This window comes from Amnimonas aquatica, from assembly GCF_002943415.1.
Taxonomy (GTDB): domain Bacteria; phylum Pseudomonadota; class Gammaproteobacteria; order Pseudomonadales; family Moraxellaceae; genus Perlucidibaca; species Perlucidibaca aquatica_A.
Genome location: NZ_PTQZ01000027.1, coordinates 1 through 12,346, shown reverse-complemented (window position 1 = coordinate 12,346; position 12,346 = coordinate 1). Strand labels below are relative to the sequence as shown.

Here is a 12,346-nt window from a genome sequence, read left to right as displayed (position 1 = left end):
TCCATAGATGTGCGCTCCCGGCCTTGAGCCCGGCCCTGCTGTTGAGTCGCGCGCAGTCTAGCAGATGCCGGCAGCGGGCATCTGCTAGACTGCGCGCCCTTCCGTTACTGCTCCGGCGTGGTGTCATGGCCCTGCTTTCCCTGCGTGATGTCTCGGTCGCCTTCGGCGGCCCGCACCTGCTCGACAAGACCGCGTTCAGCCTGGAGCGCGGCGAGCGCGTCTGCATCATCGGCCGCAACGGCGAAGGCAAGTCGACCCTGCTCAAGGTGATTGCCGGCGAGATCACGCCCGATGGCGGCGAGATCGTGCGCCAGCAGGGCCTGCGCATCGCCACCATGATGCAGGAAGTGCCGCGCGACTGGGCCGGCACGGTGGAGGACATCGTCGCCGGCGGCCTGCAGGAGCATCCGGACATGGTCGGCCACCTGGAAGACTGGGAAATCCAGACCAAAGTCGCCAAGATCACCACGCGCCTGGAGCTCGACCCCTACGGCGAGTTCGCCAGCCTGTCCGGCGGCCGCAAGCGCCGCGTGCTGCTGGCGCGCGCGCTGATCACCGAACCCGACATCCTGCTGCTGGACGAGCCGACCAACCATCTGGATATCCGCTCCATCACCTGGATCGAGCAGTTCCTGCTGGGCTGGAACGGCACCCTGCTGTTCATCACCCATGACCGCAGCTTCCTCGGCACGGTGGCGACCCGCATCGTCGAACTGGATCGCGGCACCTTGCGCAGCTTTCCCGGCAGCTACACGGCCTACCTCGAGCACAAGGAGGCCCAGCTGATCGCCGAGGAACACCAGAGCACCGTCTTCGACAAGAAGCTGGCGCAGGAGGAGGTCTGGATCCGCCAGGGCATCAAGGCCCGCCGCACCCGCAACGAGGGCCGCGTGCGCGCGCTCGAGCAGCTGCGCCGCGACCGTGCCGCGCGCCGCGAGCGCACCGGCAACGCCAAGCTGGTGATCAGCGACGCCGAGCGCTCGGGCAAGCTGGTGCTGGAAGCCACCGGCCTGTGCAAGACGCTGGGCGGCCTGGCACTGGTCCGTGACTTCAACGCCGTGGTCATGCGCGGCGACAAGATCGGCCTGATCGGCGACAACGGCGTCGGCAAGACCACGCTGATCAACCTGCTGCTGCAGAAGATCGCGCCCGATGCCGGCAGCGTCCGCCACGGCACCATGCTGCAGGTCGCCTACTTCGACCAGCTGCGCGCCCAGCTCGACCCCGAGGCCAGCGTCATCGACAACGTGGTCGAGGGCTCCGACTTCATCGAGATCAATGGCCAGCGCAAGCACGCGCTGTCGTACCTGCAGGACTTCCTGTTCTCGCCGCAGCGCGCACGCACGCCGGTGAAGGCGCTGTCCGGCGGCGAGCGCAACCGCCTGCTGCTGGCCAAGCTGTTCACCCGCCCGACCAATCTGCTGATCCTGGACGAGCCCACCAACGATCTCGATGTCGAGACCCTGGAACTGCTCGAAGAGCTGCTGGTCGGCTACCAGGGCACACTGCTGGTGATCAGCCATGACCGCGCCTTCCTCAACGAGGTGGTGACCAGCACCTGGGTGTTCGAGGGCGACGGCGCGATCAACGAGTACGTCGGCGGCTACGACGACTGGCTGCGCCAGCGTCCGGCCCAGACTGCGGTGTCACTGCCGGGCAGACCCGCCGCCCCGGTGGCGGCCGCGGCGCCGACTCCGGCAACCGCGCCGGCGAAGCGCAAGCTGAGCTACAAGGAACAGCGCGAGCTGGACGCCATTCCCGAGGAGATCGCCGCGCTCGAGGCGGAGCAGGCCGAGGCCGGTGCCGCCCTCGCGGACGGCTCGCTGTTCGTCAGCGATGCCGCCCGTGCCACCGCCCTGTCGCAGCGACTGGGCGAAATCGACGAGCGCCTGCTGCATCTGCTGGAGCGCTGGGAGACCCTCGGCGGGTAATTTCCGCCAAAGCCATTGACTGACTGGTCACAAAAATGGAGCATCGGCAGCCATCATTGACCGATGGGCGGCCCTGCCGGCCGCCCGGAGCCCTGCCCATGACCATCACACGCTACGCGCCCCAGCCCGTTCCCGCTGGCATTGCCGATGCCCCCGCGCCCTGGCTGCTGCACGGACGCGGCTACATCCTGGCGGTGAAAATGCCGGATGACGTGCTCGACAGCGACCCCTGGACCCCGGACAGCCTGCGCGCCAGCCGCAAGGGCGCGGTGGCGCTGGTCATGCTGGTCGACTACGCCAGCAGCCCCGCCGGCCCCTATCAGGAGCTGCTGTTCATTCCCGGCAGCTTCCGCTTCGGCAACCAGCGCCACCCCAGCATTTCGCGCATCTTCGTGTCAAGCTGGGAGTCGGTGCACAACGGCCGCCGCAACTGGGGCATTCCCAAGGACCGCTGCGATTTCGACATGCGCTACGGACTGCCGGATGGCACGGACCAGGCCCGCCTGACCGCGGAGGACGGCGACTTCATCGCCGAGCTGACGCTGCGGCCGCGCGGCCCGTCGCTGCCCATGCCGGGCAACTGGGTGCCGGCGGCGCTGCGCACGCTGTCGCAGCATTGGGAAGGTCGCCAGTTCACGCTGGCGCCGAGCGCGAAAGGCCGCCTGCGCTGGGCCAAGGTGGAGGGCTGGCGCTTCAATCCGGCGCAGTTCCCGGACCTGGCACGCGGCCGCTGCATCGCCGCGTTCGAGATTCCGCGCTTCGAAATGGTTTTCCCCGAGCCCCGCGTCAGCCCGCTCTGAGCTGCGAACCACCAGGGCGCGGCCTTGACCGGACGCGCCCTGCTCCCCGACCAGCCGGTGCGCAGGGGCTCAGTCTCGGTGGCCGCGCTCGGTCCACCAGAGCTGGGTCAGCATCCAGATCCAGTAGCCGGTGCAGCCGATCAGGCTGATCAGTCCCAGCACGTGCATGCCCAGGAACTGCGGCCCGCCCTCCAGCTGCAGCATCAGTCCGCTGACCAGGAACAGGCCGGCGAGCAGGACCGCGCGCGCCTGGCGATGACTGGCGCGCTCCAGCCGGTTGACCAGGCGCGAGAGTTCCTCGATCTGCATCGGCGGTGGACCGGCGTAGCCGCCATGGCCGTTGCCGTTCGGCACCGCACCCGGGTGGTACAGACGCTCCACCGCGTCGAGCGCGCGTGAGCGCACGGCGCGCGCCAGCACCTTCGGGCTGTAGCGGTTGGCGAGGGTCTTGCGCAGCAGCGGCATGGCTTCGTCCATGAGCTGGAAGCCGGGATCGATCAGGCGCCCGAAGCCCTCCAGGGTGACGCAGGCCTTGGCCAGCAGCGTCAGCTCGCTGGGCAGGCGCAGGTTGTAATTGCGCAGGATGGCCGCCACGGCATTGAGCAGCGCGGTCAGGTCGAGCTCGGCCATGGGCACGCCGTCGAACTGCTCGATCAGGTTGGTGACCTCGGCGAGCAGGCCTTCGCGGTTGATGTAGCGCCCCGCCGACCACTCCACCAGCACCTGCGTCACCGTGTCCGGCTCCTGCAGCGCGACGCCGCGGATCAGGCGGATGAGCTGGTCGCGCCGGGTCGCGGTCAGGCGCCCGACCATGCCGTAGTCGAGCATGGCGATGCGGTTGCCGGGCAGGATCAGGAAGTTGCCCGGGTGCGGGTCGGCATGGAACAGGCCGTCTTCCAGCATCATCTTCCACACCGCGCGGGCGCCGCGACGGGCGATCAGCTTTCGGTCCATGCCGGCGCGGTCCATGGCCTCGATGTTCTTGGCCGGAATGCCGTTGATGAACTCCTGCACATTGAGGTCGTCACAGGTCCACTGCCAGTAGATGCGCGGCACCACCACCCAGTCCAGCGCGCGCAGGTTCTCGCGCATGCGGTCGGCGGAACGCGCCTCGACACTGAAATCCAGCTCGCGCAGCAGCGACGCCTCGAACTCGCGGATGACATCCACCGGCTGGTAGCGCCGCAGTTCCGCCGACTGCGCCTCGGCGATCTCGGCCAGCTTGTGCAGCAGGCGCAGGTCGGCCTGGATCTTGGCTTCGACGCCGGGGCGGCGGATCTTCAGCACCACCTGCTCGCCCATCTGCGTGACCGCGCGATAGACCTGGGCCATGGAGGCCGTGCCCACCGGCGCCTCGTCGATATGGCGGAAGCAGGTCTCGACCTTGGCGCCCAGGCTGCGCTCCAGCTGCGGCTTGAGCTGGGCGAACGGCAGGGCGGCGGCCTGGTCCTGCAGTTTCTCCAGTTCGGTGATCCATTCGGATGGCAGCAGATCGACACGGGTGGCGAGGATCTGGCCGAGCTTGACGAAGGTCGGCCCCATCTCCTCCAGCGCCAGGCGCGCACGCGCCTCGCTGGGCAGGCGCCGGATCTCCGGCGGCAGGTCCTGGCGGAGCCAGCGCTTGAGCAGGCCGGCGCGCCCTTCCAGGTGCAGCCAGCGCACGATGTCGTCGAAGCCGTACTTGAGCAGGATGCCGATCAGCTCGCGCAGGCGGCCGAATTCGCGGGCACTGGAAAACAGGTTCATGCGGGCGCGGCTCCCCGGGTCATGGTGTGGTCTTCACGCCAGTGTAGCGGATGCCGCCGCGATCAGTGATAGCGCGCCGACAGCTCGACCACCGCCTCGATGAACGCCCCGGCGTGCGCCGGATCGACGTGCTGCTCGATGCCGTGGCCGAGGTTGAAGACATGGCCGCTGCCGGCGGTGGCACCCAGGTCCGGGGTCCAGACCCCGGCGTGGCTGGCGAGGATGCGCGCGACCTCGTCGCGGATACGTGCCGGCGGCGCGTAGAGCATGGCCGGGTCCATGTTGCCCTGCAGCGCGACACGGGCGCCGACGCGCTGGCGCGCCTGGCCGAGATCGGTGGTCCAGTCCAAGCCGAGGGCGTCGGCACCGGTGTCGGCCATGGCCTCCAGCCACTGGCCGCCGCCCTTGGTGAACAGGATCACCGGCACCCGGCGACCGTCATGGTCGCGGATCAGGCCGTCGACGATCTGCCGCATGTAGGCCAGCGAGAACTCGCGGTAAGCCGCGTGCGACAGCGCACCGCCCCAGGAGTCGAAGATCTGCACCGCCTGGGCCCCGGCGCGGATCTGCGCGTTCAGGTAGGACGTGACCGATTGCGCGAGCTTGTCGAGCAGCGCGTGCAGGACCGCCGGCTGCGTCACCATGAGCGTCTTGGCAGCGCGAAAGTCACGCGAGGAGCCGCCCTCGACCATGTAGGTGGCCAGCGTCCACGGGCTGCCGGCGAAACCGATCAGCGGCACGCGGCCATTCAGCTCGCGGCGGATGGTGCGCACGGCATCCATGACATAGCCCAGGTCCGCCTCGGGATCGGGCAGCGGCAGGGCATCGACATCGGCCTGAGAGGTCACGGTGCGGCGGAAGCGCGGACCTTCGCCGGTCTCGAAATACAGTCCCAGCCCCATGGCGTCGGGAATGGTGAGGATGTCGGAGAACAGGATGGCGGCATCCAGCGGGTAACGCTCCAGCGGCTGCAGCGTGACCTCGCAGGCGAGCTGCGGGTTCATCATCAGCTTCATGAAGTCGCCGGCCTGCGCGCGCGTGGCGCGGTACTCCGGCAGGTAGCGCCCGGCCTGGCGCATCATCCACACCGGCGTGCGGTCCACCGGCTGGCGCAGCAGGGCGCGCAGGAAGCGGTCGTTCTTCAGGTCGGGCTTTTCCAGGGAAGACATGGCGGCTGATGCTCTGTTCCGGTGACGAAGGCGGCGCTATTGTAGCAGCCGGAGCAGGGCAGGATGCCGCGAGGGTCATCGTCGGAGCGTCGCAGATGCCTGCGACCAAAGCCGCAGTCCGCGGACGGACTGCTGTAGGCGACCGGACCCCGTGCGGCGTTTTCTGCCCCGGATGCCGCCTGCGCGGCAAAAACAACCGTGGAGGTCGTGCCACACGACCGGGAGCCCGTCATGAACCGCATGCGACTTTTCGCCCTCACCGCCGTGCTGCTGACCCTGGCCGGCTGCGCCACACGCGAACGCTACGAATCGGAACTGCAGACCTGGGTCGGCAAGAACATCAGCGCAGTCATGGATGCCTGGGGCTACCCGTCCGGCAGCTTCGAGGCCCCGAGCGGCAACGTGGTCTATGTCTGGGACCGCCAGGACACCTACATGAGCGGCCCCAGCGTGCAGACCGGCATCTACACCGGCGGGCGCTACTCGGGCTTCTTCACCGGCTTCGGCTTCGGCAGCGATGTCCGCAGCCTGCGTTGCCAGACCTACTTCGAGGTCGACAAGCAGAAGACCATCCTGACCTGGCGCACCAAGGGCAACGACTGCCGCAAGTGACCGGCCGGGCGCCGCGCCCGCCATGAAAAAAGCCGGGCAATGCCCGGCTTTTCCGTTTCCGCGTTCGTGTCCGCGAACCGGCCTCAGACGTCGAGGAAGTCGAGGATGCCCTCGGCGGCCTGACGACCTTCCCAGATCGCCGTCACCACCAGGTCGGAGCCGCGCACCATGTCGCCGCCGGCGAAGACCTTGGGGTTGCTGGTCTGGTAGCTGAACTCGGCCTCGGCCGGCGCCTTGACGCGACCGGAAGCATCGAGGTCGATGCCGATGTCGGCGAACCACGGCGCCGGGCTGGGGCGGAAGCCGAAAGCCAGCACCACGGCATCGGCCGGCAGGATCTGCTCGGAGCCCGGAATCGGCTCCGGGCTGCGGCGGCCGCGGGCATCGGGCGCGCCGAGCTGGGTCTCGACCACCTTCACGCCGGTGACCTTGGTGCCGTCGCCGACGATCTCCACCGGCTGGCGGTTGAACAGGAACTCCACGCCTTCTTCACGCGCGTTCTTCACTTCACGCACCGAGCCCGGCATGTTGGCCTCGTCGCGCCGGTAGGCGCAGGCCACGCTGCGCGCGCCCTGGCGGATGGACGTGCGGTTGCAGTCCATGGCGGTATCGCCGCCACCGAGCACGACAACCTGCTTGCCGGCCATGTCGATGTAATCCGCCGGGCTCTTCTCGAAGCCCAGGTTGCGGTTCACGTTGGCGATCAGGAAGTCCAGCGCGTCATGAACGCCCGGCAGGTCCTCGCCCGGGAAGCCGCCCTTCATGTAGGTGTAGGTGCCCATGCCGAGGAACACGGCATCAAACTCCTGCAGCAGCTCGGCCATGGTCACGTCCTTGCCCACCTCGGTGTTGAGGCGGAATTCGATGCCCATGCCGGTGAAGATCTCGCGGCGACGGCTCATGACCGTCTTTTCCATCTTGAACTCGGGAATGCCGAAGGTCAGCAGGCCGCCGATCTCCGGATTGCGGTCGAACACCACCGCCTTCACGCCGTTGCGGGTCAGCACGTCGGCGCAGCCGAGGCCGGCCGGACCGGCACCGATGATGGCCACGCGCTTGCCGGTCGGCTTCACGTGCGACAGGTCCGGACGCCAGCCCATGGCGAAGGCGGTGTCGACGATGTACTTCTCGGTGTTGCCGATGGTGACCGCGCCGAAGCCGTCATTGAGGGTGCAGGCACCCTCGCAGAGACGATCCTGCGGGCAGACACGGCCGCACACTTCCGGCAGCGTGTTGGTCTGGTGGCACAGCTCGGCCGCCTCGAAGATGCGACCTTCCGAAATCAGCTTGAGCCAGTTCGGAATGTAGTTGTGCACCGGGCACTTCCACTCGCAGTAGGGGTTGCCGCAGGCCAGACAGCGATGCGACTGCCCCTCCACCTCGGGCTGGGTGAACGGGTGATAGATCTCGACGAATTCGGCCTTGCGCACATCGATAGGCTTCTTCGTCGGGTCCTGGCGCGCCACGTCCAGGAACTGGAAATCATTGTTCAGGCGTTCTGCCATGATCTTGCCTCAATACCTGTTCGTGCTTACTGCGGGTTCGACACCGTGTTCTTCAGCAGTTCCTTGATGTTCGCCGCCTTCGGCTTCACCAGCCAGAACTTGCGCTGGTACTCATCGAACTGCTCCAGGATCTGGCGCCCCCAGTCACTGTCCGTTTCACGCACATACTCCTGCAGGACGGACTTGAGATGCTGGCGGTGCGGGCCCATGGGCTCGGTGCTGATGCGGTGCAGCTCGATCAGTTCGTGGTTGCAGCGATCGAAGAAATTGTTCTCCAGGTCGAGCACATAGGCAAAGCCGCCGGTCATGCCCGCGCCGAAGTTCAGGCCGGTCCGCCCCAGCACCGTCACCAGGCCGCCGGTCATGTATTCGCAGCAGTGGTCGCCCGCGCCTTCGATGACCGCGTGGCAGCCCGAGTTGCGCACCGCGAAACGCTCGCCGGCCGTGCCCGCCGCCAGCAGCTTGCCGCCGGTGGCGCCGTACAGGCAGGTGTTGCCGATGATGGCCGTGTCCTGCGACTTGAACGCGGCGCCGCGCGGCGGACGGATCACCACCTGGCCGCCGGCCATGCCCTTGCCGACATAGTCGTTGGCATCGCCTTCGAGGTACAGGTTGAGACCGCCGGCGTTCCACACGCCGAAGCTCTGGCCGGCGGTGCCGGTGAACTTCAGGGTGACGGGCGCGTCGGCCATGCCCTGGTCGCCGTGGCGCTGGGCGATCTCGCCCGACACGCGGGCGCCGATGGAGCGGTCGCAGTTGCCGATGCGGAACTCGAAAGTGCCGCCCGCCTTGGCCTCGATCGCCGGCAGCACGGCCTGGACGATCTCCTCGGCGAGGATGCCGAGGTCGAACGGCTGGTTGCGCTCCTGCAGGCAGTACTGCGGCTTTTCGGCCGGAATGTGATCGTTCTTCAGCAGCGGACGCAGGTCCAGGCGCGCATGCTTGCCGGTGCTGCCGGGCAGGATGTCGAGCAGGTCGGTGCGGCCGATCAGCTCGGCCAGCGACGGCACGCCCAGCACGGCCAGCCACTCGCGGGTCTCGGCGGCGATGAACTTGAAGAAGTTCATCAGCATTTCCGGCTCGCCGATGTAGTGGTCCTGGCGCAGCTTGTCCTGCTGCGTGGCGACACCGGTGGCGCAGTTGTTGAGGTGGCAGATGCGCAGGTACTTGCAGCCCAGCGCGATCATCGGCGTGGAGCCGAAGCCGAAGCTCTCGGCACCGAGGATGGCGGCCTTGACCACGTCGAGGCCGGTCTTCAGGCCGCCGTCGGTCTGCACCCGCACCTTGCTGCGCAGGTCGTTGGCGCGCAGCGCCTGCTGCGCCTCGGACAGGCCCAGCTCCCACGGCGAACCGGCGTAGTGGATCGACGACAGCGGCGACGCCGCGGTGCCGCCGTCATAGCCGGAGATGGTGATCAGGTCGGCATAGGCCTTGGCCACGCCGGCGGCGATGGTGCCCACGCCCGGACCGGACACCAGCTTCACCGACACCAGCGCCTTCGGATTGACCTGCTTGAGGTCGAAGATCAGCTGCGACAGGTCCTCGATCGAGTAGATGTCGTGGTGCGGCGGCGGCGAGATCAGGGTCACGCCCGGCACCGAGTGGCGCAGGCGCGCGATCAGCGCGTTGACCTTGCCGCCCGGCAGCTGGCCGCCCTCGCCCGGCTTGGCGCCCTGGGCCACCTTGATCTGCAGCACCTCGGCGCTGGACAGGTAGGCCGGCGTGACGCCGAAGCGGCCGGAGGCGATCTGCTTGATCTTGGAGTTGCGCAGCGTGCCGTAGCGCGCCGGATCCTCGCCGCCCTCGCCCGAGTTCGAACGCCCGCCCAGGGTGTTCATGGCGATGGCGATGGACTCGTGCGCTTCCGGCGACAGCGCGCCCAGCGACATGCCCGCGGAGTCGAAGCGCTTGAGGATGGCCTCCAGCGGCTCGACCTGGTCGATGGCCAGCGGCTGCTCGGCGCGCTTCAGGTCCAGCAGGTCGCGGATGGTGGCGACCGGACGGTGGTTCACCAGGTCGGCATAGGCCTGGTAGTCCTTGTAATCGCCCGAACGCACGGCCGTGTGCAGGGTGTTGATCACGTCCGGGTTGAAGGCGTGGTATTCCTTGCCGAACACGAACTTGAGCAGGCCGCCCTGGTCGAGCGTCTTGCGGCTCTTCCAGGCATCGCCGGCGAGCAGCTTCTGATCGGCTTCCAGCTCGGCGAAACCGGCGCCCTGGATGCGGCTGAGCACGCCGCGGAAGCAGGTGTCGACGACATCGCTGTCGAGGCCCACAGCCTCGAACAGCTGCGAGGCGCGGTAGGACGCCACGGTGGAGATGCCCATCTTCGACAGGATCTTCAGCAGGCCCTTGTCGATGCCCTTGCGGAAGTAGCTCTGCGCCTCCAGCGGGTCACCGAGGATCTCGCCGTTGCGCGCCATGTCGGCGATGATGTCGTAGGCCAGGTACGGATACACCGCCGTGGCGCCGAAACCCACCAGGGTGGCGAAGTGATGCGGATCACGGGCGATGCCGGTCTCCACCACGATGTTGGAGTCGCAGCGCAGGCCGGTGCCGGTCAGGTGGTGATGCACGGCGCCGGTGGCCAGCAGCGCGTTGATCGGCAGGCGACCCTGCTGCAGCTGGCGGTCGGACAGGATGACCTGCGAGCGGCCGGCCTTCACGGCGGCTTCGGCCTGGGCGCAGACACGCGTCAGCGCGGCCTTCAGGCCCTCTTCCTCGGGGTAGTTGAGGTCGATGATCTCGACGCCGAAGCCGGGCAGGTCGATGTTCTGCAGCTGGCGGAACTTGCTGTGCGACAGCACCGGCGACGACACGATGGCGCGGCGGGCGTGCTCGGCGGTCTCCTCGAAGACATTCATCTCCGGACCGAAGCAGGTCTCCAGCGACATCACGATGGCTTCGCGCAGCGGGTCGATCGGCGGGTTGGTGACCTGCGCGAACTGCTGGCGGAAGTAGTCGGACAGGTGGCGCACGCGCTGCGACAGCACCGCCATGGGGGTGTCGTCACCCATGGAGCCGACGGCTTCCTGGCCCGACTCGGCGAGCGGACGGATGATCTGGTCACGCTCTTCGAAAGTGACCAGGAACATCTTCTGGTAGGTATTCAGGTCGGCCTTGTCGACGCCGCCCAGCAGCTGCTTCTCCAGCTCGCTGTCGGTCTCGATGCGACGCGCCTCGGCACGCAGCCACTGCTTGTAGGGCTGGGCCTGCTTCAGGCGGTCGTCGATGTCCTTGGTTTCCAGCAGCTCGCCGGTCTGGGTGTCGATGGCGATGATCTTGCCCGGACCGACGCGGCCCTTGGAAATGACATCTTCCGGCGCGTAGTCCCAGACGCCGATCTCCGACGCCAGGGTGATGTAGCCGTTCTTGGTGATGACCCAGCGCGCCGGACGCAGGCCGTTGCGGTCGAGCATGCAGACGGCGTAGCGGCCGTCGGTGATGACCAGACCGGCGGGGCCGTCCCAGGCTTCCATGTGCTTGGAGTTGTATTCGTAGAACGCGCGCAGGTCGGCGTCCATGGACTCGACGTTCTGCCAGGCCGGCGGCACCAGCATGCGCAGGGCGCGGAACAGGTCCATGCCGCCGCCGAGCAGGATCTCCAGCATGTTGTCGAGGCTGGAGGAGTCGGAACCGGAGCGGTTGACCAGCGGGGTCAGCTCGGTCAGGCCGGGCAGGTCCGGGTGGACGAACTTCGGCGTGCGCGCCAGGGCCCAGTTGCGGTTGCCCATGACCGTGTTGATTTCGCCGTTGTGCGCCAGGTAGCGGAACGGCTGCGCCAGCGGCCAGCGCGGCATGGTGTTGGTCGAGAAGCGCTGGTGGAACACGCAGATGTGCGTGGCCATGCGCTCGTCGCGCAGGTCCAGGTAGAAATTCGGCAGATCCGCCGGCATGACCAGGCCCTTGTAGGAGATGACCTGGGTCGACAGCGTGGTGATGTAGAACAGCGGATCGCTCTTGAGCTGGTGCTCGGCACGGCGGCGTGCGAGGAACAGCTTGCGGTTGACGGTGACTTCGTCCTGGCTGCCGGCGTTGACCAGCACCTGTTCGAACACCGGCAGGGAGCGCAGGGCGATTTCGCCCAGGATGCTGTTGTCGGTCGGCACCTTGCGCCAGCCGGCCAGCGTCAGGCCTTCGGCGGCCAGTTCCCTGCCGAGGATTTCGCGAGCGTTGGCGGCGAGTGCAGGGTCTGTGCTGAGGAATACCAGACCGGCCGCGAACGTGTCGTCGAGGGTGACGCCCAGCTCTTCCTGCGCGACGGTGCGGAAGAAGGCCTTGGGCATGGCGAGCAGGAGACCGCAACCGTCCCCCGTCTTTCCGTCTGCGGCAATGGCGCCGCGGTGAAGCATGCAACTGAGCGAATGAATCGCCGTCTGAACCAGATGATGTCCAGCCTCACCACGCATGTGCGCGATGAGGCCGAAGCCGCAGTTGTCGCGAAACTCATCCGGGCTGTAGAGGCCCGCGTTGACGATCGACTGATCTTGCATTGAACTTACCTTGAACTCAGGTTACTGAAGCTTCGCGCAGGCGCTCGGCGCCCCCAGAAAAGGGGCACGTATCGTACGGGAATTAGCCAC

At 67.6% G+C, this 12,346-nt stretch carries 7 protein-coding genes; 3 read left to right on the top strand and 4 right to left on the bottom strand.

Annotated elements, in window-relative coordinates:
• The first annotated feature begins 125 nt into the window (after nt 1-125).
• Together C5O18_RS02385 and C5O18_RS02380 are read left to right on the top strand one after the other, a co-directional pair.
• On the top strand, nt 126-1,931 hold the full coding sequence (locus tag C5O18_RS02385; RefSeq protein ID WP_105191269.1) for an ATP-binding cassette domain-containing protein: 1,806 nt from the start codon (nt 126-128) through the stop codon (nt 1,929-1,931).
• 98 nt (nt 1,932-2,029) lie between these two features.
• On the top strand, nt 2,030-2,731 hold the full coding sequence (locus C5O18_RS02380) for a hypothetical protein (protein ID WP_105191268.1): 702 nt from the start codon (nt 2,030-2,032) through the stop codon (nt 2,729-2,731).
• Nucleotides 2,732-2,800: 69 nt separating this feature from the next.
• Here C5O18_RS02380 and C5O18_RS02375 read toward each other — a convergent pair whose 3' ends face one another.
• On the bottom strand, nt 2,801-4,477 hold the full coding sequence (locus C5O18_RS02375; RefSeq protein WP_105191267.1) for an ABC1 kinase family protein: 1,677 nt from the start codon (nt 4,475-4,477) through the stop codon (nt 2,801-2,803).
• Nucleotides 4,478-4,539: 62 nt separating this feature from the next.
• Complete coding sequence (hemE, locus tag C5O18_RS02370; protein ID WP_105191266.1) at nt 4,540-5,646, bottom strand: uroporphyrinogen decarboxylase; 1,107 nt, start codon at nt 5,644-5,646, stop codon at nt 4,540-4,542.
• A gap of 231 nt (nt 5,647-5,877) precedes the next feature.
• Here hemE and C5O18_RS02365 point away from each other — a divergent pair, with 231 nt between their 5' ends.
• Nucleotides 5,878-6,258 carry a hypothetical protein gene (locus C5O18_RS02365; RefSeq protein ID WP_105191265.1) on the top strand — a complete coding sequence of 127 codons (381 nt, stop codon included), beginning with the start codon at nt 5,878-5,880 and terminating at the stop codon, nt 6,256-6,258.
• An 83-nt stretch (nt 6,259-6,341) separates the two neighbouring features.
• On the opposite strand, the gene C5O18_RS02360 is transcribed toward C5O18_RS02365, so the two are convergent.
• Together C5O18_RS02360 and gltB are read right to left on the bottom strand one after the other, a co-directional pair.
• A complete protein-coding gene (locus tag C5O18_RS02360; protein ID WP_105191264.1) occupies nt 6,342-7,763 on the bottom strand; it encodes an FAD-dependent oxidoreductase in 1,422 nt (473 codons plus the stop codon).
• Between the two features lie 26 nt (nt 7,764-7,789).
• Complete coding sequence (gene gltB / locus C5O18_RS02355) at nt 7,790-12,256, bottom strand: glutamate synthase large subunit (protein ID WP_105191263.1); 4,467 nt, start codon at nt 12,254-12,256, stop codon at nt 7,790-7,792.
• Between the last annotated feature and the right edge of the window lie 90 nt (nt 12,257-12,346).

Bases quoted from the DNA above. Each gene is read 5' to 3' on its own strand.
- C5O18_RS02385 (WP_105191269.1), top strand. From the start codon at position 126: ATGGCCCTGCTTTCCCTGCGTGATGTCTCGGTCGCCTTCGGCGGCCCG.
- C5O18_RS02380 (WP_105191268.1), top strand. From the start codon at position 2,030: ATGACCATCACACGCTACGCGCCCCAGCCCGTTCCCGCTGGCATTGCC.
- C5O18_RS02375 (WP_105191267.1), bottom strand. From the start codon at position 4,477: ATGAACCTGTTTTCCAGTGCCCGCGAATTCGGCCGCCTGCGCGAGCTG.
- hemE (WP_105191266.1), bottom strand. From the start codon at position 5,646: ATGTCTTCCCTGGAAAAGCCCGACCTGAAGAACGACCGCTTCCTGCGC.
- C5O18_RS02365 (WP_105191265.1), top strand. From the start codon at position 5,878: ATGAACCGCATGCGACTTTTCGCCCTCACCGCCGTGCTGCTGACCCTG.
- C5O18_RS02360 (WP_105191264.1), bottom strand. From the start codon at position 7,763: ATGGCAGAACGCCTGAACAATGATTTCCAGTTCCTGGACGTGGCGCGC.
- gltB (WP_105191263.1), bottom strand. From the start codon at position 12,256: ATGCAAGATCAGTCGATCGTCAACGCGGGCCTCTACAGCCCGGATGAG.